The 23436-nt window shown below is 43.3% G+C and carries 20 protein-coding genes; 1 reads left to right on the plus strand and 19 read right to left on the minus strand.

Translation table 11 applies throughout. The features are described 5' to 3' along the window. Nucleotides 1-61 precede the first annotated feature (61 nt). The 11 genes from secE to BM184_RS12570 form a co-directional block, all read right to left on the minus strand. Nucleotides 62-232 (minus strand): preprotein translocase subunit SecE, encoded by a 171-nt coding sequence (secE, locus tag BM184_RS12520; RefSeq protein WP_068622777.1) that lies wholly within the window; start codon nt 230-232, stop codon nt 62-64. A gap of 35 nt (nt 233-267) precedes the next feature. After that, complete coding sequence (gene rpmG / locus BM184_RS12525; RefSeq protein ID WP_072763840.1) at nt 268-420, minus strand: 50S ribosomal protein L33; 153 nt, start codon at nt 418-420, stop codon at nt 268-270. Between the two features lie 192 nt (nt 421-612). Continuing rightward, the gene (locus BM184_RS12530; protein ID WP_086942744.1) at nt 613-2787 is read right to left on the minus strand and encodes a PTS transporter subunit IIABC; all 2175 of its coding nucleotides are present in this window, start codon (nt 2785-2787) and stop codon (nt 613-615) included. 272 nt (nt 2788-3059) lie between these two features. Further along, nucleotides 3060-3554, minus strand: coding sequence for a GNAT family N-acetyltransferase (locus BM184_RS12535; protein WP_086942745.1), 495 nt, complete (start codon nt 3552-3554; stop codon nt 3060-3062). After that, nucleotides 3551-4492 (minus strand): 1,4-dihydroxy-2-naphthoate polyprenyltransferase, encoded by a 942-nt coding sequence (gene menA, locus BM184_RS12540; RefSeq protein WP_086942746.1) that lies wholly within the window; start codon nt 4490-4492, stop codon nt 3551-3553. Before menA ends, BM184_RS12535 begins: the two co-directional genes overlap by 4 nt. An 11-nt stretch (nt 4493-4503) precedes the next feature. Continuing rightward, a complete protein-coding gene (locus tag BM184_RS12545) occupies nt 4504-5556 on the minus strand; it encodes an FAD:protein FMN transferase (RefSeq protein WP_375152985.1) in 1053 nt (350 codons plus the stop codon). Nucleotides 5557-5682: 126 nt separating this feature from the next. Further along, complete coding sequence (locus BM184_RS12550; protein ID WP_086942748.1) at nt 5683-6237, minus strand: FMN-binding protein; 555 nt, start codon at nt 6235-6237, stop codon at nt 5683-5685. A 211-nt stretch (nt 6238-6448) separates the two neighbouring features. Further along, nucleotides 6449-7429, minus strand: coding sequence for a polyprenyl synthetase family protein (locus tag BM184_RS12555; RefSeq protein ID WP_086942749.1), 981 nt, complete (start codon nt 7427-7429; stop codon nt 6449-6451). A 35-nt stretch (nt 7430-7464) separates the two neighbouring features. Beyond that, nucleotides 7465-7887 (minus strand): NusG domain II-containing protein, encoded by a 423-nt coding sequence (locus tag BM184_RS12560; RefSeq protein ID WP_086942750.1) that lies wholly within the window; start codon nt 7885-7887, stop codon nt 7465-7467. A 71-nt stretch (nt 7888-7958) separates the two neighbouring features. Further along, nucleotides 7959-9836: an NAD(P)/FAD-dependent oxidoreductase gene (locus BM184_RS12565; RefSeq protein WP_086942751.1), complete on the minus strand. Its 1878-nt coding sequence runs from the start codon at nt 9834-9836 to the stop codon at nt 7959-7961. A gap of 228 nt (nt 9837-10064) precedes the next feature. Then, nucleotides 10065-10652, minus strand: coding sequence for a Gx transporter family protein (locus BM184_RS12570; RefSeq protein ID WP_086942752.1), 588 nt, complete (start codon nt 10650-10652; stop codon nt 10065-10067). Nucleotides 10653-10912: 260 nt separating this feature from the next. Between BM184_RS12570 and fabV the strand changes: the two genes are divergently transcribed. Beyond that, the gene (gene fabV, locus BM184_RS12575) at nt 10913-12109 is read left to right on the plus strand and encodes an enoyl-ACP reductase FabV (protein WP_086942753.1); all 1197 of its coding nucleotides are present in this window, start codon (nt 10913-10915) and stop codon (nt 12107-12109) included. A 504-nt stretch (nt 12110-12613) separates the two neighbouring features. On the opposite strand, the gene BM184_RS12580 is transcribed toward fabV, so the two are convergent. The 8 genes from BM184_RS12580 to alsE all read right to left on the minus strand — a co-directional run bounded on the left by BM184_RS12580 (nt 12614) and on the right by alsE (nt 23412). Beyond that, nucleotides 12614-15712: a type I restriction endonuclease subunit R gene (locus BM184_RS12580; protein ID WP_086942754.1), complete on the minus strand. Its 3099-nt coding sequence runs from the start codon at nt 15710-15712 to the stop codon at nt 12614-12616. 31 nt (nt 15713-15743) lie between these two features. Continuing rightward, entirely contained in the window at nt 15744-16904 is a 1161-nt protein-coding gene (locus tag BM184_RS12585; RefSeq protein WP_086942755.1) for an AAA family ATPase, read from the minus strand. 1 nt (nt 16905) lies between these two features. After that, nucleotides 16906-18174, minus strand: a complete 1269-nt coding sequence (locus tag BM184_RS12590) for a restriction endonuclease subunit S (protein WP_218151044.1) — start codon at nt 18172-18174, stop codon at nt 16906-16908. Continuing rightward, the gene (locus tag BM184_RS12595) at nt 18171-19718 is read right to left on the minus strand and encodes a type I restriction-modification system subunit M (RefSeq protein WP_086942756.1); all 1548 of its coding nucleotides are present in this window, start codon (nt 19716-19718) and stop codon (nt 18171-18173) included. The genes BM184_RS12590 and BM184_RS12595 overlap by 4 nt, the downstream gene beginning before the upstream one ends. A gap of 227 nt (nt 19719-19945) precedes the next feature. Continuing rightward, entirely contained in the window at nt 19946-20083 is a 138-nt protein-coding gene (locus BM184_RS15595) for an N-6 DNA methylase (RefSeq protein ID WP_086942757.1), read from the minus strand. A gap of 24 nt (nt 20084-20107) precedes the next feature. Next, on the minus strand, nt 20108-20368 hold the full coding sequence (locus tag BM184_RS15600) for a hypothetical protein (protein ID WP_245830683.1): 261 nt from the start codon (nt 20366-20368) through the stop codon (nt 20108-20110). A 308-nt stretch (nt 20369-20676) separates the two neighbouring features. Continuing rightward, nucleotides 20677-22671, minus strand: a complete 1995-nt coding sequence (gene tkt, locus BM184_RS12605; RefSeq protein ID WP_086942759.1) for a transketolase — start codon at nt 22669-22671, stop codon at nt 20677-20679. Between the two features lie 51 nt (nt 22672-22722). Then, nucleotides 22723-23412, minus strand: a complete 690-nt coding sequence (alsE, locus tag BM184_RS12610) for a D-allulose 6-phosphate 3-epimerase (protein WP_086942760.1) — start codon at nt 23410-23412, stop codon at nt 22723-22725. Nucleotides 23413-23436 lie beyond the last annotated feature (24 nt).

The following is a 23436-nucleotide window of genomic DNA, read 5'->3' on the forward strand; positions in this document are numbered from 1 at the left end:
TCCTTCTGTACGGCGTTAACATTATAGCATCACGAAGACCGTATGGCTACAAATCTTCTTTTTAATTTAAGATTAAATCCATTGCCTCTGTGATCCCAAAATCTACTACGGCAAAAAATAATGCGAATAGAATTGTGGTAACGACTACCGTATTTGTATATTTTGCTAATTCCTTACCAGTCGGCCAAGTCACTTGCTTCATTTCATCCGCTACGCTCTTCAGAAATTTCATGCTTATCCTCCTACTATATGTTGCCAGTTTCGTCTTTATTTCGTTTCTTTATGCAAGGTATGCTTCCCGCAGTACCGGCAAAATTTCTTGACTTCCAAACGTTCTGTACGACCTTTTTCAGTAGGTGTGATGGTATAGTTCCTTGATCCACATACGGTACAGGCTAATGCGGCTTTTCTGATAGCCATGTCGCTCACCTATTTTCTCTCTATTTGTGTACACAATACAAGCTAATATTAGAGCGCCTGTCCCAAATAGTCAACCCTTTTATTTTTGCAGATGCGCCCAAAAATACAAAAAGGCTTCCGGATCTGAGACCGGAAACCTTTTTGTTGCGCTATTCATTTCTGCATTACCTTATCCGTGTTGAATCTTACTTCTTATTGAACTGTAACGATTGCATCGCCAAGATCTACAGTGCCTTCTGCAACAACTTCAATGTTTTTGTAATTGAAAGTGTTTGTGATTACCATAGGAGTAGTTGTCTTGTAACCGGAAGCTTTGATGAAGTCGATATCGAAATCAACCAATTTGTCTCCGATTTCAACAAAATCCCCAGCCTTAACGTAGGTAGTGAAACCTTCACCCTTCAGATTGACAGTATCCAATCCGATGTGGATCAAAATTTCAACACCTTCGTCTGATTCAAGACCGATAGCATGCTTCGTGTCGAAAACCATTACGACTTTACCGTTGATCGGCGAAACAACCTCACCGACTGCAGGTTCGATTGCGACCCCTTTACCCAACGCTTCACTAGCGAAGGCAGCATCATCCACTTGAGTCAGTGGAATGGCGATACCAGCGATCGGAGAACGCAAAGTAGTGGCAACTGTCGCTTTTTCTTCAACAGCAGGTGCTGCTGTCTTTTCTACAGCTTTTTCTTCTGTTTTCTCAACAGCCTTCAGACCATAGTAGTCTTCTTTAGAAGGCAATTTCGCGGCACTGCCGCTTTCGATGAATTCTTCCAGGTTTGATTTGATGACAGAAACTTTCGGTCCGTAAACAACTTGAACGCCGTTTCCTTTATGGATGACGCCGGATGCTCCCGTGCCCTTCAATAATTCCGCATCAACCAAATCTCCGTTTGCAACGGTTGTACGCAGACGAGTCGCACAGCTGTCGACGTCCACGATGTTTGCCGCGCCACCCAGACCATAAATGATGGAAGCTGACATTTCATCCGTTTCGTTTTTCACGACTGACGCAACGTCTGCAGCGCCTTCTTGGGCTTTCGCATTCATGTCAGCACGTGTATACAATTTCACTTCAGTCGAATCATCTTCACGACCTGGAGTCTTGTAGTTGAACTTCTTGATCAAGAACGAGAACAGGAAGTAGTAGACTACGAAGTAAGCAAGACCGACGAACACGATCCAGATCCAGTTTGTTTTGGCATTCCCTTGCAGGATACCGTACAAGAACATATCGATGAATCCGCCTGAGAAAGTCATACCGACGCCTACGTTGAACATATGCATCAACATGTAAGCAGCACCGGCCAAAACAGAGTGGATGACATACAACGGTGTAGCAACAAACAAGAATGTGAATTCCAATGGCTCAGTGATACCAGTAAGCATGGAAGTCAAGGCAGCAGACAACAATAGTCCGCCGGCTTCTTTTCTTTTTTCTGGTTTAGCTGTGCGGTACATCGCTAAAGCAGCACCAGGCAAACCGAAGATCATCAACGGGAATTTACCTGACATGAAGCGGGTAGCTGCAACGCTGAAGACAGTTGTGTCAGGATCAGCCAATTGCGCGAAGAAGATGTTTTGTGCACCTTCGACCATTTTTCCGCCGACTTCCATCGTTCCGCCCACTGCTGTTTGCCAGAAAGGCAAGTAGAATACGTGGTGCAGACCGAAAGGAATCAACGCACGCTCCATGAAACCATAGAGCCATGTTCCAGCGTAACCGGAACCTTGTACCAAAGCACCGATTGCATTGATGCCTTCTTGCACTGGCGGCCAGATGTAAACCATCAGGATACCTACGAACAAGTAGACGATCGATGAGATGATCGGAACAAAACGAGTGCCTTCAAAGAATGAAAGAGCAGCTGGTAATTGAATTTTATAAAAGCGATTATGAAGTGCAGCAACACCCAAACCGACGATCATACCTCCAAAAACACCCATTTGCAATGACTCGATACCCAATACGTTTGAGATTGAACCTTCGATGAACTGATCTGCGCCGCCACGGGCTACGATCATAGCGCCGATTGATGAATGCATGATCAGGAAAGCGATGACAGCAGCCAAAGATGCAGTCGCTTTTTCAGCTTTCGCCATACCGATGGCACAGCCGACAGCGAAGATCAACGGCAAGTTGCCAAAGACAACAGATCCAGCCTGGTTCATTACGTTCAGAACATCATAAATGAATGTCCCTTGACCCATCAATTCTGTTAAACCATATGTTTCTAGTGTAGTAGCATTAGTAAATGACCCACCGATACCCAAAAAGAGTCCGGCTACTGGCAAAATGGCGATTGGCAACATAAATGAACGTCCAACACGCTGCAAAATACCAAAAAGTTTGTCCTTCATTTTTAATCCTCCAAATAGGGACAAGGAAAGTTCTTTCGCGGAACAGGCGAACCCGTTTCGATTGCAACTGACCTCGTTCTCTTTATTTAAGCGGACGGAAAATGCAGGGGATGAATATAGCGCTTTCTTGCTCAATAAATGAAGATTCCGAAAGATAAGACACTTCGAATCCATAGCCATTATAACGCAAACACGCTTTCATTAAAAGTAAGAAGTAACATTTTGGACACAATTTTAGAAACCATTCGGAATTCCGTTTTTATGAAAACGGTTTACCCTATCTTCATTTTTAACTCCAGCAACATCGTGCAAGAATTTCGCTGTTTTTTCACGATTCGGAAGCCGTAGCGCTCATAGAGGCGGCGCACCGGGTTGGGGCGGGCCACGCTCAAGGAGACAGCCTCCAAATCGGTCGCACGCAGATGACTCAGCATCCGATCCAGCAACGCAGTCCCGATGCCATGCCCACGCAAAGCCGGCAGCACCGCAAGCATGAGTTCCGGCACGTCTGCACGGACGAAGCCGTAGCCTTTCGGGGCAGCCGTCGCAAAACGGATCCACACCGCCCCGACTGCTTCGCCGTCGGAAAGCGCCACGAATGCTAAATCGCCTGCTCTGCCGAAGTCCGCATAGTAACGCCGGATTGCGGGTTCTTCCAAGATCTTCCGCGGCAAAAAGCCCCCGCCTTTGGGCGAATAGATCGCCTGATAAGTCATTTCCTTCAGGAAAAACTCATCCGCAGGGGCTCCATCTCTGATGGTGATCATTTCAGGATAAGCGACACAATCAACAGGATGATCTCCAAGCCGTGATAAAGGATCAGATTTTTGATCGCCAGATTGAAGGTAGTCGCTTTGTCCTGTTTGGCTTTGAAGCGTTGGATGTTGCGTTGGATGATCGGGAAGATCGCCCAGATGAACAGCATCCAGACCGGATAGATCCCGAACAGCACCGATGCTGTCGTCGCAGCGAAAGCCCCGTAGTACAACCAGGCATACAGGCGCACGGCAACCGGCTTGCCGATATAGAAAGTCAGCGTGTAGCGGTGATTGGAGATGTCCGTTTCATGATCGCAGATGTTGTTCGCCAGCATGATGTTGGCGATGCTGAACACAAGCGGAGCCGACTGGAGCAGGATGACCAACAGATTCGCGATGTTTCCCGACAATGTAAAGTTCGGCCATTGCAACAAGAGCGCCGCCAGCGTCCCGGCCGGCACATTCACGAACACGGCGATGAAGAAAATGCCGAAGCCCATCGTCAGCCCCGATGCCACTTCACCCAAAGGCATCCGCGAAATCGGAAACGGACCGAATGTATAGAGGATCCCGATCGCAAAGCAGAGCGCCCCGATCACCAACAGCAGCAGATTGGTCCGCGCCGTCAAAATCAACCCGAGCAGCGCCGCGAACGCAATCATCGAAACGATGATCTTCGCAGCCTGTTTGACGGAAATCCCCGCTTTCCCGAGGATGTTCTCCTCGTCGCGGTAAACCAGATTCTTCGCCTTCACAAAGTCCATCGTGTTGTTGATGGCCGTCGTCGCCATGTCAAAAACGACCATGGCGATGAAGAACAAAATCGTGTTCAACCCATTGATACTGCCGAAATGGTAGAGCGTAAATAAGGTCCCCAGCACAAACGGAAACAGACTGGCCAACTTCGTCTTGATTTCCACAAATTCCAAAAATACAGGTACATTCATCTCATTCACCCCTATTCATTTTCCCAAACGTAATCGTCGTTCGTCAGTTCAAAATTATCCGTCAAACCGTCCGAAACGTAGACTTTCTTGTCCTTTGTGACAAAAACGGCTTCGATATCGTCGCGTTCGTTGACATAGGCCAGACCCGCTTCCATCCCGAGACCGAAGACGAGCGTCGATAAGGCATCCCCATCGATCGACTTATCGGACAGGATCGAAACGCCGGCGATGTCGTTATCGAATGGATAGCCCGTTTCCGGATCCATCAGATGGTGATAGCTGACGCCGTCCACTTCGATGTAGCGTTCATAGATGCCCGAAGTCACGATCGAACGGTCTTTTTGTTTCGTCTTTCCGATCGTTTCCCCGCGTGCCGCCAACGGATCCTGGATGCCTACATTCCAGGACTCCCCTTCGCGCAAAGGCGAACCTCCCAGCACATAGACGTTGCCGCCAAGGTCGATGATGGCGGTCGTCACGCCTTCCTCCACCAAGAGTTCCTTCACTTCGTCGGTGATGTAGCCCTTGGCGATGGCGCCCAGGTCCAACCGCATACCCGCATCCGCCAACTGGACGGTCTGCGCTGCATCATCCAGCACGACGCGCTCGTAATCGACCAAAGTCAGCGCTGCATCGATTTCGCTTTGTTCCGGCTTTCTGGCGTCCTCGAAACCGATATGCCACAACTCCGTGATCGGTCCGATCGACAGGTCAAAATCACCATTGGATGCCTCGCTGTAGTCCCAAGCGCTCCGTACCAGCGGATAGATATCCTCCGACAGTTCCACAGCCGTCCCTGCCGCGGCATTGACTGCATCGATTTCCGATCCGGGTTCATTCACCGTGATTTTATCGGCCAGTTCGGCCACACGGTCGAAAGCTTCTTCCAAAACAGCCTCTTTGCCTTCGTCATAGATGCGCACCGTCACATAGGTCCCCATCAGAAATTCCGTTTTCTCATAAGGTTCTTTCCGTATCGCCGCTTCTTCCTGCACGTCCCCGTTGGCGCAGCCTCCAAAAAGGAGCGCCAGCGACAATGCGCTTGCCAGACCGGCCTTATTGATATATTTTTTCATCCGCTCACCCCGTATCTACATTTAAAAAGACAGGCAGGAACAAGAACGCTGTCCCTACCTGTCTATGGTAATCTTTTTTATTGCCGAATCCACCTAAAAAGGCGGAAATCCGGCTTATTCTTCTTCGACTACGTTATCGATTTCGATTGTAGTTGTGTCGCCAGCTTCAGCTGCTTCAACCAACATTGGAGCGTACTTTTTAAAAGTATCACTAGAACCTGTTGCACCAGTAACGACTTCTACTGCTTCCGGATCTTGTTTTTCAACTAACTGGTTGTTCAATGCAGGGAAGTAATCAGCAGGACCCACGCCAGCTTTTTCTACCATTCTAGCTTGGTAGTCTGCATCTTCGGATTTCTTCGCGCCGGCCTCGTTCACGTTCTCATATGCAGATTCAGTGATTTTTCCGTCCACTACAGTGATCGAGAACTCAGTTTTCCAGCCACGCGTATCGAAGTTCTTTTCAACCAATGTGTAAGTGCCGTCTTTTAATTCAGCTGCCGCTTCTGAAGTAGCTTCTGAAGTAGCTTCTGAAGAAGACTCCACTACAACTTCGGATGAAGCCGCTTCTGAGGATTCAGTCTCTGTGTCGGCTCCGCCGCAAGCTGCTAATACGAAAGTTGATGCCAGCAAAAGAGTTGCCGTAGATAACGTTTTCTTTAATTCCATAATCTATCCCACCCTGTTCTTTTATTATGATAGCGGTCAGATATGTGATGCCAATCACAAGCCCCCTATATCTATCCACTTACTTATCATACCATTTGTTACATCTTTAGCCAAATAAAATCCTTATATTTCACTAAAAAACCATTATTTTCTGATGTTTTGTCTCAAAATAAAATGCTATCAATCCACATAACGCGCTACGAAAGCTTTGCTACATATTGCGATAAAGCAATTGCTCAGTTAATTTCGTTAGCGTTTCCTTTACGGGATGGTCCGGCAACTTTTTGATCAACTTCAGCGCTTTTGTCGTGTACTTCCTGGCCAACGCCTGTGCAGCGCGATTGCCGCCATAGCGTTCCACCAAAGCATGAATCTCCGCGAGCTCCGCAGCTGTCACATCCGCCCCTTTGGCGATATAAGCAGCGAACGCTTTGCGATCGGCTTGCATCGCGTAAAGCACAGGCGCCGTGTAGATGCCATTACGGAAGTCGCTCAGAGCCGGCTTGCCCAAGGTCTTTTCGTCCTGGGTGTAGTCCAAGACATCATCCATGACCTGGAAGGCCATACCGATATTGTGGCCGATCCGATAGGCCAGCTGGGCCAGCTTGTCGTCCTCATCCGACCCGTAGGCCCCGGCATAGCAGCTCAACGCGAACAGCTGGGCCGTCTTGCCCTGGATCTGGCGCAAATAATCGCGCATGCGCATGTCCGGATTGTAGCGCATATCCATCTGATTGAGCTCGCCGATCAGGATGCTCTCCATCCCGTTCGTGTCGATCTTCAGCACAGCCGCATCGCCGGCATAATCGGACAGCAGCCGGAAACAGACCGTGAACAGGTAATCCCCCGAATAGACGGCAATCTGGTTGCCGAATGCCCGGTTCATCGTCTCTTGGCCTCGGCGGGTGCCGGCCTCATCGATGACGTCATCATGCATCAGTGTCGCAGTATGCAGCAGTTCCACCGCGGCCGCGATCGCCTGCGCCCGTTCCGCATCCCGTTCCGGGGAATAGTAGGAAAACAGCAGGCAGTAGGCCGGCCGCAGCATTTTCCCGCCCGAGAGCAGCCGCGATAGGATCGCTTCCCTGACCGCCTGGTTTTTGAGCGTTATGTTTTTTTCCAACAGCTCATTGGTGGCGACCAATTCCGCCTGTAACAGCGGATACTGGTCCCACATCGAATGAATTTTCATACAGAAACTCCTTTTGTTCTGCCCTTAAGTATTTGTCAGGAGATGATGTCGAGGGCCTCTTCATCATCAGCGGTCGTCCCTTGGGCTCCGCGTATTTCAACCAGCACGCGGTTCGGCAGGCACATGATCGTCTCCCCGATGCCATCCTTCGCGCCCATGCGCACACACAATTGGTCGTCGCAATCGGCGGAAGTAATCCGGATTCGGGATCCTTCCCGCACGATCACGTTCTCATGCCCGTGGTCGTCCTGATAGACATACGTCTCCGTTTCGCCGTCATCCTTCAGGACAAATTCCTTCACTATCTTGCCATCCACGCTGATGACGGCGATGTTATCCGCACTCTCCGCGTTGGCTTGATGATAGGAGAAGACCCCCAACGGCAGGAAGGAGGCCGCCATCAAAAAAAGGATGATAAGCAGATCGCCCCTGCGGATCATTTTCAGGTATTTTCTCATTTCCCGTCCCTCTCTTTCGAAAAGAAAAGGGCTAAGGCAAGTCTCCCTACCTTAACCCTGTTAGATCGTTATTATTGACCGATGCCCGGTCTATAGATTGATTTTGTCTTACCGTACCACCAGTTGTCAAGTTTCTTCTGGATCCACGGAATCACATAGTAGTCCAACCCGAAGGCTCTGCCTGATCCGTTCATCAAGGCGATGGCCACCGGAATGAACCACATGTTCACCCAGTAGAACATACCGGATAAGGAGAACGAAATCACCAATGCGATCGTTGCGGCATTCGCCAAGAAAGTGAACAAGCCCGCGATGATCGCCAAACCGATCAACAACTCGACGATCGTCATGAATTTCTGGAAGAACAAGGCCATTTCCGGATTCGGGATCATGACCTGCATGATGCTGTTGAACCACTCAGGCGCTTCTTTGAAGATCATCATCGGCTCTTCCCCGTAGGCATAGCTCAAACCGAATACCGGATGGCTGACAGCAGCAGCCGTGTCGGTTACCGCTTCGGATGCCCCGGTTGTCGCTTCCTTCAGCCAAGCGAACGGCAGGACGATTTCATCGCCGAACCAAGAAGTCGTGCCGTACAAGCCGTAGATCTTCTTGACCGCTTCCCATGTCCACATGCTGCCGTAGAAGACGCGCAACGGCAGTGCCCAAAGCACATTGCCCAAGCGGGACAAGTGACCACGGAAGATGTTGCGTTTTTCTTTGATATGGAAGAATTCATGATAAATGTATTGCACGAAATAATAACCTGAACCGATCGTCATAAAGTAGAACAAGTTCACCATATGCTTCACGAGCATCGCTATGAAGCCGCTCAAATGGATTTTGTCCATTAAGTAGGCAACGCCATAACGGGAACCGATCGAAATCATGAAACCTTGGTATGTGCCTTTGTGTTCGTGTTTCTCTGTTCCTTCGATAGAGGCGATGATGTTGGCGGCCGCTGTGTGTCCCGTTTGTTCGGCGGATTGCACGATTTGCGGTACTGGTGCGTTGTTTTTATCAGGCTCTTCGTAATAAACCAAGTCACCTGCCAAGTAGACGCCTTCGGAATCTTTCGCTTCCATGTATTTATTGGCTACCAAACGACCCGCTCTTGCTTGCTCAATACCATAAGCGGCTGCGTCCGTGTTGGCTTTTACGCCTGCTGTCCAGATCAGCGTGTGTGTCGGAATCACCGTTCCATCAGACAACTCGACGCTATCCTTCTTGACGTTTGCGACCCCGTTGCCTTTGATGATCTGGATGCCTTGCTTGCGCATGTATTTTTCTGCTTTTTGTTGTTCTTTTTCGGTTACGACACCCAGAATCTGCGGTGCGGCTTCAATCAGATAAAGACTGAATTCAGCCGGATCCAATTTGTTGGCTCTAGCCAATTGGTCTTTCCATTCCATCAAGTCACCGACAAGTTCCACACCAGTAAAACCAGCTCCGCTGACTACTGCAGTCAACATTGCTTTGCGTTTTTCATCGTTGTGTTCATTTGAAGCTGCTTCGACTGTATCCTGGATATGACGGCGAATTTTGTTCGCATCTTCCCATGACCACATCGTGAAGCCATTCTCATCGACACCGGGGACGTTGAACGTATTCGGCTCCCCGCCCATCGCCAGGATCAGGTAGTCGTAGTTGAAGCTGTGGCTGCTGGTCGTCACGACTTTCTTCTCACGGTCCACATGGGTCACTTCGTCCGTGATGATGTCCACGTTCCGATTACGGCTGAACAGTCGTTGCAGATCGTATTGGATTGCATCGGGCTGCACACGCCCCGCTGCCACCTCATGCAACTCGGTCATGTATGTCTGGTAGGAATGTTTGTCGATCAAGGTGATCAGGACATCCGGATTTTTCTTGAAATGTCGGGACAATTTCTTCGCGGCGGCCACACCGGCGAAACCTGCTCCCACAACCACAATATTCTTTTTACTCATTAGGTAGTCTCCTTTTTATCTATGTTCAGCGCATCACTGTGCCTAATCACTTATTTAAAATAACCACATTTATAAGTATAGTGTATTTGTGAATAATTGTCCATGCAAAACCTGGAAGTAGTATGAAAAAGTTCTTCTACGAGCATTTTTTCATCTTTTTCACTTTGTTTTCTTCCTCACGCGTCGGCTTAAAATCTTTCGCATTGGAGAGGTTCCCGCAATAAAACGCTAGTGTTTTTCTTCCCGATAGACCAGTGAAGCCTCATACCACGCTTTCGTCAATTTACTTTTAGCAGACTCCTCCAATTGGAATTGGCGGATCGTCGAGACATGCTCCAACAAGTAATTCGCCGCCACCCCGACCGCGATCCCCGAGAAGATGCCGGTCACGGAAAGGATCGGCAAGTAGAGCATCACACTGAACGATTGCGCAATCAGGCTCGCCATCGCCAACTGGCCGACATTATGCAGAATCCCCCCGGCCGCGCTGATGCCGATCATGCTGACCCGCTTCGGACCCAAAAGCCGGACCAAAAGCATCCCGCCATAACTCAAAAAGGCCCCCGCAAAACTGTAAAGGAAGGTCGATAACGTCCCGCCCAACAACGTCGAGATCAACAGCCGCATCCACACGACCTTCAGACTGTCCTTATAAGGCAGCGTAAAGATCGCCAACAAGGTGATGATGTTCGCCAACCCCAGCTTCGCACCCGGCGCAAACGCGAACGGAAACGGAATCGCCCGCTCCAGCATCGTGATGACCACGCCCTGCGCAGCCAATAATGAAATATAGATCAAACGTTTATTTTTATTCATAGCGTTATCCTTGCTTTTTTGTATTCGTATTCAAATTGTAGCACAATTGAGCCAAAGAAATGTAGGTCCAAAATATAAAAAATAGGTTACTTGCAATAGTAAATTCCAGTTTGTAAGACTAAATTCCGCACCGGAACCGATGAAAAGAGAAATGGACAAAAAATGGCTAACTTAAACTCGAAATTTTGACAGATAATTATTCTTGAGAAGCATTTTCTGGTATTATATTCTTATGACATTTTAATGGAGGAAAATCAAACATGTTGGAATTTAAACAAAATATACGGGGAAATGTGGCCCTTGGTGTAAACCCGCTTGGATGCAAGCAGGAAGTATTGAATGAAATCGACTATGTAAAAAACAAAGGAACTTTTGCAGGTCCGAAAAAAGTCTTGATCATTGGTGCTTCATCAAGCTACGGTTTAGCCACTCGGATCAGCCTGGCCTTCGGTGCGGGAGCAGATACAATCGGCGTTTCTTTTGAAAAAGGACCGAAAAATGAGCGGAATCTCGGCACAGCCGGTTGGTACAACAATATCGCTTTCCGTGAGGCTGCCGAAAAAGAAGGCCTGATCGCCAAAAACTTTGTGCAGGACGCCTTCAGCCACGAAAGCAAGCAAGAAGTCATCGAGTATATCAAGAACGAGTTCGGGGGCAAAGTGGACCTGGTCGTTTATAGCTTGGCAAGCGGCAGAAGGACAGATCCCGATACCGGAGAGACGTACACTTCCGCAATCAAAGCCCTTGGGGAGCCAGTGGTTGGCCCTAATATCAACATGCAAAATCAGGATTTCTATACGGAAACGTTGGAACCTGCAACAGAGGAAGAAATCGCCGGTACGCTTAAAGTTATGGGTGGCGAAGACTGGCAGCTATGGATGGAAGCGTTGAAAGAAGCAGATGTATTGGCTGACGGGGTTCTGACGACCAATTACTCTTATTTGGGAACAGAGCTGAACCGTCCTTACTACGGTGGCGGCACCCTTGGTCTAGCTAAAGCAGACTGTGATGAAAAGGCGAAGACTATCAATGCGTTGTTGGCTGACATCAACGGAAAAGCCCAGATTGTGGTGGCTACTGCCGTGACTACTAAAGCAAGCTCCGTGATTCCGTTCTTCCCTGTTTATTGCATCGGTCTTTACAAAGTCATGACGGAAAAAGGCACCCACGAAACACCGATCATGCACATCGACCGCATCTATCGCGACATGGTTTATGGTACTAAGGCTGAGTATGACGAAGCTGGCCGCCTGAGACCGGATAGCTGGGAACTTGACAGCGACACGCAAGCCGAAACGAAAGCCCTGATCGAAAAACTGAATGGAGAAAACTTCACTTCCGAAATCGCGGCTTATGACCTCCTTTACAAAGAGTTTTCAATTTTAAGTGGCTTCATGGTTGATAACTATGTAGAGCAAGAAGTTACGATCGAAGATTTGAAAGCATTGGAATATTAATTTTTTACGAACCCAGCAATAATTTAGGTCATTCGTAAGCCCGAAATATAAAAAAATAGCGCACCCACTGGTGCGGATCATGAATAGCCGAATACTATGCGATTTTTTCGCGAGTATCCAGCTATTTCTTTATTTATGAATATTGCAAATGATTTGCAATATTCAAGTTGAGATTAGGGTTATGACGGGGAAGTTATCTCGGTAACCCCACCTCATTTTTAGAAATCTTCTTTCGAACAAAAGAGTCAGCACACTCAAAAACACGACGACCATCACATTTTTTGCTATTTTTCTTTCCTATGAGGTTACTGAACAGAAAAAACTACGACTCCACAAAAAATTCAACATCAAAACCTAAATAGGCTTGTCCATGCTTACTTTTGGGTAGTATGAATACATCAGAAGTATACTTTACTATTAAATATCACCTCTATTTTACTTTATATTAAATCACCAACATTTTCGTGTAATTCAAGCCAAAAGCTAACCCGCCCTATAACAAAATTAAATTATTCCACCTACTCCTTTAAACTTATCTACAAACGCAGAGATTTTCTGAAAAACGCTCTGTTTTTTCTTTAAATATTTAGGATTAATCGGGCTCATTTTAGGAAGAATTTCATTTAGTTCCGTTCCATTTTGACTGGCATATTCTCTTTTTAAAGAAGCAAGGATGTATCTCTTTGCAGCGTCTACATTAAGTTCTTCAGCATTAATCAATTCTTTTGCTTCTCTCATTTGCTCAGTCTGAGCAAATGAGAAGAAGGCCTCAATAATGCTTGCTTTATCTGGAATCTTGTCTAAATCTGTTTGGTTGATAAAATCAACTACCAAGCTTTCTTTTGCACGATTCCCCACACTAGATCGAATTAAACGACGTACCTCTTTAACTAAAACTTCTTTATCTTTTACTTTTTTGTTTTTTTCGAAAATCAATTCAAGAATGTAATCCAAGTTTATCTCTTGTGATTTTAAAAGGTCTACTTCAAAGACAACATCATCCCAATCAATCGTGGAATATTCTTTTTCTTTACCCGCTTTTTCGCGTCGAAGCCAATCACGGATATCGTTATAAGTAGATCGATAATCTTGTATAATTCTTTCTTCAGGTATTTTAATCTCTTGCATGGCAGCGATATCTTCATCACTTAGATAATGATTAGCTTTGAACTCCTCCAAATCTTTTGGATTACTCATATCTACCAATTGCAATGCTTTTAAGCTAGAAAACTCATCGTAGTTTTGTAAGACGTTTTCGACACGAAGATATTCACCAAAGAGTTTGGCGAAGTCTTTTTTATCTTTTTCAGTGACAATGTCATCAACATTCGAGAAACAAGCTTCTAACTCCTTAACTACATCTACATATCCACGACGGGCTTCACCAGTAGCAATGTCAGTAAAACCTTCCATATATTCTTTATAACTTTTTTCAAGCACTACATTTTTGGTGTTATTGTCTCCGAAAAGAGTAATTGCATCAATAGTCGCTTGTTCTAAATTTCTGAAAGTAACAACATTTCCAAATGTTTTCGTAGAATCATAAATGCGGTTAGTTCTTGAAAAAGCTTGCATCAAACCATGGAAACGAAGGTTTTTATCGACAAATAGTGTATTCAGTGTTGGCGCGTCAAAACCTGTTAAAAACATCCCAACCACTATCAAGAGATCAATCTCTTGCTTTCTTACTCGATTTGCAAGGTCACGATAATAATTTTGAAACTCTTTACTATCTACCCCATAATTGGTTTTGAATATGGCATTATAATCTTTAATTGCCAAAGTTAAAAACTCTTTGGCACTGCTATCCATAGCAGAAGGTTCAAAGGTTTCATCAAGGATTTCACCTATAGCACTTTGCTCTTCATTGGCAGCAAAAGAAAAGATTGTCGCGATTTTCAAAGGTTTTTCGCTATCTTTTTGTAAGTCGCTTAATGATTCATAATAAAGTTTGGCTGCATCAACACTACTCACAGCAAACATAGCATTAAACCCTTTGCCATTAGCATGAGTACGATGCGTCTTTATTCTAAAATTGTTCAAGATATATTGTGATACCTCTTTAATTCGTTCAGGATGTAATAAAGCTTCTTTTGTTTCTGCCGCTGATAGCTTTTTTTCATCTTGTTCCATTTCAATAGACTTGAACTTTGGACGCACATCGTTATAATCTACTTTGAATTTTAAAACCTTTTCATCTCTAATTGCATCAGTAATAACATATGAATGTAATTCTCTGCCAAATACTGTAGCAGTCGTATCAGATCCTAAAGCGTTTTCAGGGAAAATAGGCGTGCCAGTAAATCCAAATTGATAATACTGTCTGAATTTTTCCGTAATATTCTTTTGAGCTTCACCAAACTGCGAACGGTGAGCCTCATCAAAAATAAATACGACTTGCTTATTATATATAGGTAAATCTGTTTCATTTTTGATCAGTTTGTTCAGCTTTTGAATAGTTGTGACAATGATTTTATTATCATCTTTGTCTATGTTACGCTTCAAACCAGCTGTATTTTCTGAACCATTAACACTATCAGGAGAAAAACGTTGATACTCTTTCATCGTCTGATAGTCTAGATCTTTTCTATCTACCACAAAAAATACTTTGTCGATAAACTCCAGCTCAGTAGCCAAACGTGCTGCTTTAAAACTAGTCAATGTTTTACCTGAACCTGTTGTATGCCAAATATATCCACCACTTTCGATGGATCTCCATTTTTTAGCTTGGTATGAACTTCTGATTTTCCACAAAATTCTTTCTGTTGCCGCTATTTGATATGGTCGCATGATAAGTAAAGTATTGCTCGAATCAAAAACAGAATAATGTAGTAACATATTCAATATTGTATTTTTCTGAAAAAATGTTGCTGTGAAATCCCTCAAGTCTTTGATCAGAGTATTGTCTGATTTTGCCCAATTCATAGTAAAATCAAAACTGTTTTTATCTCGTTTAGTCGTATTAGCAAAATAACGGCTATCAGTCCCATTAGAAATCACGAAAATCTGTAAATACTTAAATAGAGAGTTCTCAGAATTAAAGCTCTCTTTACTATATCTATGTACTTGATTAAATGCTTCTCGAATGGCGATACCACGCTTCTTCAATTCTACTTGAACCAATGGTAACCCATTGACCAATATCGTCACATCATATCGGTTAGCCTGAGTTCCTTTTAGTTCAAATTGCGAAATAACTTGCACTTTATTTTTTGCAACATTATTTTTATTTACTAGATAAATATTTTGAATATGCCCATCATCAAAGACAAAGTCATAAATATAATCATTATGAATTCTGCGCGTTTTATCTATGTGACTGTCGCTTGGTTTATCTAAAAACTGTTCACAAAATCTAATCCATTCAGCTTCTGTAAACTCCACATTGTTAAGGTCTTGAAGTTGCACACGAACATTAGCAAGCATTTTTTCAGGAGTATTTAAACTTGGTAGATGTTCATACCCTTGATTTACTAAATCTTGAATCAGTTCTCGTTCTAACTCGGCTTCTGTTTGATAACCAAATCCTTGTTGATCTATCTTGCTATATTTGTCTAAAACTATAAAATTATTTGATTCTGCAATGGGTTTGTAATCGCACATTAATTTCCCTCCAAACTAAAATTTCTTCATCTTATTTAAACTGATAAGTTTCATTAATTTTTTTCAATAAATAACCTAATACACGTTTATCATCATCTGATAATTCAGCGACTTCATCTCCTGAATGCTTTGAATGACTTGAGATATTAATAATTCTAGTTTCATAAGGTTTTGGACTACCATCTGTAATTCTAAATAAAAGTTCTCCCCAATTGTCATACCCTAAAAATGTTGATGTTTTCTCCAAAATATTTCTAAAAAAATTAAAATGATACTTTTTTAGCTGTCCTGTTTCAATAGCATTTTCAATTTCACTTTTTAAGAAAAGGTGATAAGAAAACGGTGCATCATTAGATTGAGTATTTAATTCATATTCACCAATTTCTATTTTTTTAAGAAAATATTTTTTGAATGTACCCTTCTTTAGCTCATTATGAAGCACATTATAGAATAAAGGGTTATGCGTAGTTACAATAAACTTCAAATCCGAATTACTCGATTTAATCAATTGAGCTAAATCTACTGCTAACTCAATCAAGTGATTATCATCTAATGAGCTTACAGGGTCATCTATAAATACATACTCCAGCTGATCAAACTGATTTGTTTCTCGATCATTTGGTTCAGCGACATTTAAAACATCAATAACTTGTTCAAGTAGAGAATAGAAAACACACCATATAAAGTTGCTTTCTTCTCCTTTTGAAATTTTAATGTTATTAGAACGCTCATCATTACCACGCTCGTACGAGAAAGATACTTCTGTAAAAGCTTCTACTGTGATATTTTTCCCATTCTTATTCTCATTAGTATATTCTTCATTAAAATATGGTGTTAGTTTTTCATCAGTATAGTGTTGAAAATTTGAAATAATATTTCTGTCTTGTCCTTGCTCTTCAAAAATCCATTTTGTAAATGAGTTAGCATGAATTTTAAGCTTTGGTTCAGCATCAAACTCTAAATCATTGTCCCAATAGAACAAATCTTCCGTAAAAGCATTGTAATAAAGGATTTTTTTACTAACTACTTCTGATTCCTCTAACTCCGTACCACTATCTATTGTAGGAGCTACTAACAATCTGAATTCTCGTGAAAGCCTTGTTTTTCCAGTTCCATTAAAAGCATAAATCAATTGAACTATTTTATTATTATCTTTTAACTGTTGTGCAATATCAGTTAATGAAGCACTCATATTAATCCTCTACCTCCTCTTTCGGAAAGTTAAGAAGCATATTACGATAATATTCATATTGTTTTTTACGCAATTCGATTTCACAAGGTAAACACTCAGTGATTGAGGATACCAAGGCGGCGAATTTATCAAGAATTGATACGATACGCTCTTGTTCGGAGAGTGGCGGGATAGGGATTATTATTTTTGATATATCGGTAGCTGAAACATCAATAACCTTTGTCCCTTTTGCATATTTTCTTTTCTGACATGCAAACATCTCTGTTTGTGTAAAATAAGCAAAGTACTTGCCTAAAATCTGATTTGATGGTTTGAAAATTGTTGCGTGTCCGCCAGTAACAGCTTGCACTTTACCAAGATAAACAACTGCTTTGCCAACATCTTCTAAATTTTCACTCGTATTTGTTATAACAACATCACCAGTATTTACTTTTTTTAATTTTTGAGCCGTTTCATATGAAACGAAAGATTTTGTTTCTGTCGTAAATGTACCATAATATGTGTAAATCTGGCCGTAATGAATTGCCGGAACTCCAATTTCTGTGAAATCTGATTTTAGTAAACCATTACCACGAACTAACTCGCCAACCTCACACAACGGCTTCCACTCAACTTCACCCTCTTCAAAAGTCAACATTTTATCACGATAATAAGTGTGTTGTTTTTTGCGAGCTGTAAGCTCTGCTGTAAGCTCTGCTGTTAGCTCTGCTGTAAGCTCTGTGAAAGTGTCTAAAATTCGGACGATTTCTTCTTGTACTTTAAGGGGCGGGATGGGGATTTGGAGTTTTTTAAATCTTGCTTTAGACACATTAAAACGAGTAACTCCACTTGCAGTTTTTGCAATTTCATCACGTATTAAACGACTACGAAACAGGTATTTTGAGAACTCGGGAATTATCTGAATATCCTCATTAAATCTAACCCCAAAAGAAAAGCTGTTCAAAAATACCGAACCATCAAACTTTGTAGTAACGGAAGAAGACATTCCTGCTTCGTCTGCTGTTTCTGATGATCCCGTAAATAATACATCGCCGTATTTTACTTTATGTTGATTTTCGGAAGTAGAAACTTTAACGGATTCAAGTTTTTCAAAATCAACATCAATGTTACTAAAAATGTTTTTATAAGAAATGTAATAAGCATTGCCATTTTCAAAGTCAATTTTGCTTTTACCTGTAAGTCCACCATAGATTTCTGAAATTTCCCCCAAAAGCTTCCATTCTATCTCAACCCCATCAAGTAATTTCTCCATAAAATTCAGCTTTATCATGATTCAATCACCTCAATAATCTCATCAATTTCGGCTCGAAGCTTATCTATCTTTTCAACGGTCGTTTTTATTTCTACCTTCAGTTCATTGATGTCAACGACTTCTCTTGTGTCTTTGGCTTCTACATAAGAACTTACAGATAGAATATAATCATTTCGAACAATTTCATCATAATCAACTGATGTTGCAATATGATCAATATCTTCTTTACTGTCAAACATTATCATAATTTTTTCAATATGTTTATCGGTAAGTACGTTATTATTAGTTTCTTTTTTATAGAACTCTTCACCACTTGCATCGATAAACTGAGTTTTATTATCGGTTTTGTGCTTAGAAAGAATTAAAATATTAACAGCAATTGAAGTCCCGTAAAAAAGGTTAGGTGCTAATGATATAACAGTTTCAACAAAGTTATTATCGATTAGGTACTTCCTAATTTTCTGTTCAGCACCACCGCGGTAAAAAATTCCAGGAAAACAAACAATAGCCGCACGACCTTTGCTTGAAAGATAACTAAGGGCATGAAGTACAAAGGCAAAATCCGCTTTAGACTTTGGAGCTAATACTCCTGCAGAGGCAAACCTTTCATCATTAATAAGTGTTGGGTCTTCACTTCCAATCCATTTCACTGAATAAGGTGGATTAGATACAATAGCATCAAAAGGTTTTTCATCACCAAAGTGAGGGTCTAAAAGAGTATTGCCCAATGCAATATTAAACTTATCATAGTTGATATTGTGTAAAAACATATTCATGCGAGCAAGGTTGTAAGTTGTATGGTTGATCTCTTGTCCATAAAAACCATCTTCGATAATATGCGCATCAAACTGTTTTTGTGCTTGTAAAAGTAGTGAACCCGAACCAGCTGCTGGATCATAAATTTTATTAATTGTTGTTTGCTTGTGTATTGCCAATTGTGCAATAAGTCTAGAGACAGACTGGGGTGTAAAAAACTCACCGCCAGATTTCCCCGCGTTAGCCGCATAATTAGAGATTAGAAACTCATAAGCATCACCAAAAAGATCAATATGATTTTCTTCAAATTTACCAAAATCAAGCCCTTCAACACCTTTAATTACAGAAGCTAATCGACTATTTTTATCTTTTACAGTATTCCCCAATCTATTGCTTGTAGTGTCAAAATCGCCGAATAATCCCTTAATATCTAGTTCAGATGGATAACCATTAGCCGAACTTTCAATTGTAGTAAATATTGCAGCTAAATCCGTATTCAAACTTTCATTCGTATTGGCAGTTTTCGCAATATTAAAAAACAACTGACTAGGATATATAAAATAACCTTTTGTTTTTATTGCATCCTCTTTAATTTCATTAGTTATAATATTATCGGAAAGTTGTGCATAATTGACACTGTCATCGCCACCTTCTATGTAATTAGAAAAGTTTTCACTAATAAAACGGTAAAAAAGAGTTCCTAAAACATATTGTTTAAAATCCCATCCATCTACAGATCCACGGACATCATTGGCTATTTTCCAGATTTGAGATTGTAATTTGGCTCGTTCTACTGCACTTGACATTTGTATTCCTCCAATTGTTATGTTGAGCACTCTCGGAACGTATCAAAGTCCGAGTTTTCTCTGCTTTTTGTTCTACTTTTTTCCATCCAAAAATTATTATAGATATACTTGCCACTTGTATATAATATTCTGGCTTAGCTAATAAAAAATACTTTTTGCAGTATTTTTTCCCTGACCACAGTACGTCAAATCTTTTTTGGACATCCACACTCAAATGTTTTTTCAACTTATAATAATAGTGAACTCGATCCGACTATTGGATCATAGAGAGACCTAACATCGGACATCTTGGCAGCAATTTGGGCCATTACTTCACTCACTTGATGTGGGGTACAGAATTCTCCATCCCTCTCCCCAGATTCCATCGCAAACTGACCGATTAAATATTCTTAGGCATCACCAAGCACATCGCCTTTTTGTAAAGTGACCATGTTCAAATCAGTGAACAATAGAATGAGTGATTTAATATTTTTGCTGCGTTCTTTCAAATTGCTTCCAAGAGCCGTATCCGTCAAATCCAGAGTTAATCTTGAAAATAACCCTTTGAAGTCGCTCGAATCACCCGCATCGGCAATTGTACGTTCAAAATTATTCAAACTTATACTGGCCAACTGTATCTTTGATTCAGGACTTATTTTTAGCATAATCAATAAGTATCTCATAATTTCTTAGATAACGCCAGCCGCATTTTATCTCAATGTATTGACGGCTGATAGTAAAAACAAAATAGACATTACCTATTATATCACTATATTTCGAGATGTCCTTACTTTCCCAAGACGAGAAAGACTCCTATTACGGTTTAACAGCATTATTTAAAGTTGAAATATTTCTAATTATTGGGCCCTTGCAAATTGGGAGAGTTGTTACTGTATGTAAACACAACTATTAATCCCACACTATCCATATAAAAAAAAGAGGCCGTCCCAAATAATTGGACAGTCCTCCTTTCGGATTATTACAAGCTATCATATGTAACCACTATATTCTCAACCGTAAACCCAAACTCTTTCATAATCCTGTCTCCGGGAGCCGAGGCGCCGAAGTGATCGATGCCGATGACTTTTCCAGCAAAGCCGACATAGCGTTCCCAGCCGAATGGTGAGCCGGCTTCGATCGCTACGCGTTTTGTCACGGCTTTCGGCAAGACCGCTTCCTGATATTCGGCAGTCTGCTGTTCAAACAAGTCGAAGGATGGGAGCGAAACGACACGGACATCCTGGCCTTGTTCCTTAAGGGCTTTTTGGACCTGAATCGCTAGCGACACTTCAGATCCGGTCGCAATCAGGATGCCTTCTGGAACGACTTTCTCCGAATCGGAAACGATGTAGCCGCCTTTGGAAACTTTTTCAAAGACGTCTGTCGTGGTCCCTTCCAGCACGGGCAGGTTTTGCCGGCTCAGCACAAGGATCGTCGGTCTGTCCGTTGTTTCCATCGCCAATTTCCAGGCGGCTGCCGTTTCGTTGCCGTCAGCCGGGCGGATCACTTGGACATTCGGGATGCAGCGCACGCTCGCTAGTTGCTCGATTGGTTCATGGGTCGAGCCGTCCTCACCGACAGCCACTGAATCGTGGGTCAGCACATAGGTCACTGGCGCTTTTTGGATAGCGGACAGACGAACAGCTGGACGTAGGTAATCCGTAAACACGAAGAATGTTCCGCCATAAACTTTGCTTCCGCCGTGCAGTTGGATTCCGTTCATGGCAGCCGCCATCGCAAATTCACGCACCCCGAACCAAATATTGCGGCCTTCACATTGGCCGGGTTCGAAGTCTTTCTCCGCAGTGACCATCGTGTTATTGGAAGACGAAAGGTCGGCTGAACCTCCCCAGAAAGCAGGGACGGTTTTGGAGATTGCCTGGATTATTTCTTTGCTGGAGACACGGCTTGCTTGGCTTGAGCCCACTGCATATTTCGGCAAGACTGTTTCCCAATTTTCCGGAATTCTGCCGGCAAAAGCATCTTCGAATTGCTTGGCCAACTCCGGATAAGCTTGTCTGTATGCGGCAAATTGCGCATGCCAGGCTGCTTCCGCTTGCGCACCCTTTTCCTGGATCGTTTCTTTGAAGCGGGCCGCAACATCCTCAGGAACGGTGAATTCCGGATAGTCCCAACCGTAGGCCTGTTTTGCGGCTTTGATTCCGTCTTCGCCTATTGGGGCGCCGTGCACGCTGGAAGTGCCGGCTTTCGGGGCGCCATAACCGATGACCGTCTTCACTTCGATGAGCGTCGGTTTTTCGGTTTCGGCTTTGGCTGCTTCGATTGCCGCACTGATGGCTTCCAGATCATTCCCGTCTTTTACGAGGATATGTTGCCAACCGTATGCTTCGAAGCGTTGTCCGACGTTCTCTGTGAAAGCTTTTGAAGTCGGGCCATCCAAGGATATGTCATTCGAATCATACAGAACGACTAGCTTGCCCAATTGCATGTGGCCGGCCATCGATGCTGCTTCTTGGGACACGCCTTCCATCAAGTCGCCATCACCACAGAGCGCGTAAGTGTAATGATCCATGATTTCAAAGTTCTCACGGTTGTAGACAGCGGCTAAATGCGCTTCTGCCATTGCCATCCCAACGGCCATCGCAATCCCTTGGCCCAGAGGACCTGTCGTCGCTTCCACCCCATCTGTATGGTGGACTTCCGGGTGGCCTGGCGTCAGGCTGCCCCATTGACGGAATTGCTTCAAGTCATCAATCGTCACTCGATATCCCGCCAGATGCAACAGACTATAGAGCAGCGCTGATCCATGCCCAGCCGATAACACAAACCGATCCCGGTCGACCCAGTTGCGGGATGTCGCCGGATTGATTTTCAAGTATTTTGTCCAAAGTGCATATGCCATCGGAGCGGCCCCCATCGGTAAGCCAGGATGCCCTGAGTTCGCATTTTGGACAGCCTCGATGCTTAGTGTGCGGATTGTATTTACTCCCAATTGGTCAATTTTATCAAACATTTTTTATCCTCCATTTAAAAACGGGGAAACAATTGTCTCCCCGTTTGTTTATTAAGCTAAGACTTTACCTGTCGTTTCTTCGTAGTCACTCACCATGGTGTTCCATGCTTTTTCGATATCCTCATCCAAACCGAACAGACCGCTTCTTCCGATAATGTAGATATCAGGATTTGCTTCGTCAATCCGTTTGAATGACTTTCTATTCGAAGATCCGTCCATCTCAACAATGTATTGATAGCCGTTTTGTTCGCGCAATTCCCTTAAAGCTACAATCTTATCCAAAGCACCTTCGATGAATCTTTGTCCGGCAAAACCAGGATCGACGGTCATGATTGTAACTTTATCGACTAAATCGATATATGGAAAAATAACATCGATTGGTGTCTCTGGATTGAGCACAACGCCAGCTTTCAATCCGGCATCATGGATTTGATCGATGAGTCGGAAAGCCAATCCATCCAAAACTTCCACATGCATACAGATCCATTCACATTGGATATCGATCAACTGCTGCACCCAGAAGGCCGGATTTGTGACCATCAGGTGTGCTGAAATCGGCAGTGCGCTGATTTTTCTGATTTCTTGGATGAACCAAGGGGAAAGTGTGATATTTGGAACATAATGGCCGTCCATGATATCAACATGATAGGAATCCGCATGCTCATTCAAAAAGGAAATTTGTTCTTTAAATTTGTCCAAATCCATCGTCATCAAAGATGGAGAAAATTCTACTTTTTTCATAACTACGACTTCCTTTTACTATTC

The organism is Trichococcus pasteurii, from assembly GCF_900112935.1.
Taxonomy (GTDB): domain Bacteria; phylum Bacillota; class Bacilli; order Lactobacillales; family Aerococcaceae; genus Trichococcus; species Trichococcus pasteurii.

What these genes read in the sequence shown, in the direction of transcription:
- BM184_RS12580 (WP_086942754.1), bottom strand. Translation starts at nt 15,712, where the DNA reads ATGTGCGATTACAAACCCATTGCAGAATCAAATAATTTTATAGTTTTA.
- secE (WP_068622777.1), bottom strand. Translation starts at nt 232, where the DNA reads ATGAAATTTCTGAAGAGCGTAGCGGATGAAATGAAGCAAGTGACTTGG.
- BM184_RS12550 (WP_086942748.1), bottom strand. Translation starts at nt 6,237, where the DNA reads ATGGAATTAAAGAAAACGTTATCTACGGCAACTCTTTTGCTGGCATCA.
- BM184_RS12530 (WP_086942744.1), bottom strand. Translation starts at nt 2,787, where the DNA reads ATGAAGGACAAACTTTTTGGTATTTTGCAGCGTGTTGGACGTTCATTT.
- menA (WP_086942746.1), bottom strand. Translation starts at nt 4,492, where the DNA reads ATGAATGTACCTGTATTTTTGGAATTTGTGGAAATCAAGACGAAGTTG.
- BM184_RS12595 (WP_086942756.1), bottom strand. Translation starts at nt 19,718, where the DNA reads ATGTCAAGTGCAGTAGAACGAGCCAAATTACAATCTCAAATCTGGAAA.
- BM184_RS12555 (WP_086942749.1), bottom strand. Translation starts at nt 7,429, where the DNA reads ATGAAAATTCATTCGATGTGGGACCAGTATCCGCTGTTACAGGCGGAA.
- BM184_RS12535 (WP_086942745.1), bottom strand. Translation starts at nt 3,554, where the DNA reads ATGATCACCATCAGAGATGGAGCCCCTGCGGATGAGTTTTTCCTGAAG.
- rpmG (WP_072763840.1), bottom strand. Translation starts at nt 420, where the DNA reads ATGGCTATCAGAAAAGCCGCATTAGCCTGTACCGTATGTGGATCAAGG.
- BM184_RS12565 (WP_086942751.1), bottom strand. Translation starts at nt 9,836, where the DNA reads ATGAGTAAAAAGAATATTGTGGTTGTGGGAGCAGGTTTCGCCGGTGTG.
- BM184_RS12590 (WP_218151044.1), bottom strand. Translation starts at nt 18,174, where the DNA reads ATGATAAAGCTGAATTTTATGGAGAAATTACTTGATGGGGTTGAGATA.
- BM184_RS12560 (WP_086942750.1), bottom strand. Translation starts at nt 7,887, where the DNA reads ATGAGAAAATACCTGAAAATGATCCGCAGGGGCGATCTGCTTATCATC.
- tkt (WP_086942759.1), bottom strand. Translation starts at nt 22,671, where the DNA reads ATGTTTGATAAAATTGACCAATTGGGAGTAAATACAATCCGCACACTA.
- BM184_RS15595 (WP_086942757.1), bottom strand. Translation starts at nt 20,083, where the DNA reads ATGGAATCTGGGGAGAGGGATGGAGAATTCTGTACCCCACATCAAGTG.
- alsE (WP_086942760.1), bottom strand. Translation starts at nt 23,412, where the DNA reads ATGAAAAAAGTAGAATTTTCTCCATCTTTGATGACGATGGATTTGGAC.
- BM184_RS12570 (WP_086942752.1), bottom strand. Translation starts at nt 10,652, where the DNA reads ATGAATAAAAATAAACGTTTGATCTATATTTCATTATTGGCTGCGCAG.
- fabV (WP_086942753.1), top strand. Translation starts at nt 10,913, where the DNA reads ATGTTGGAATTTAAACAAAATATACGGGGAAATGTGGCCCTTGGTGTA.
- BM184_RS12585 (WP_086942755.1), bottom strand. Translation starts at nt 16,904, where the DNA reads ATGAGTGCTTCATTAACTGATATTGCACAACAGTTAAAAGATAATAAT.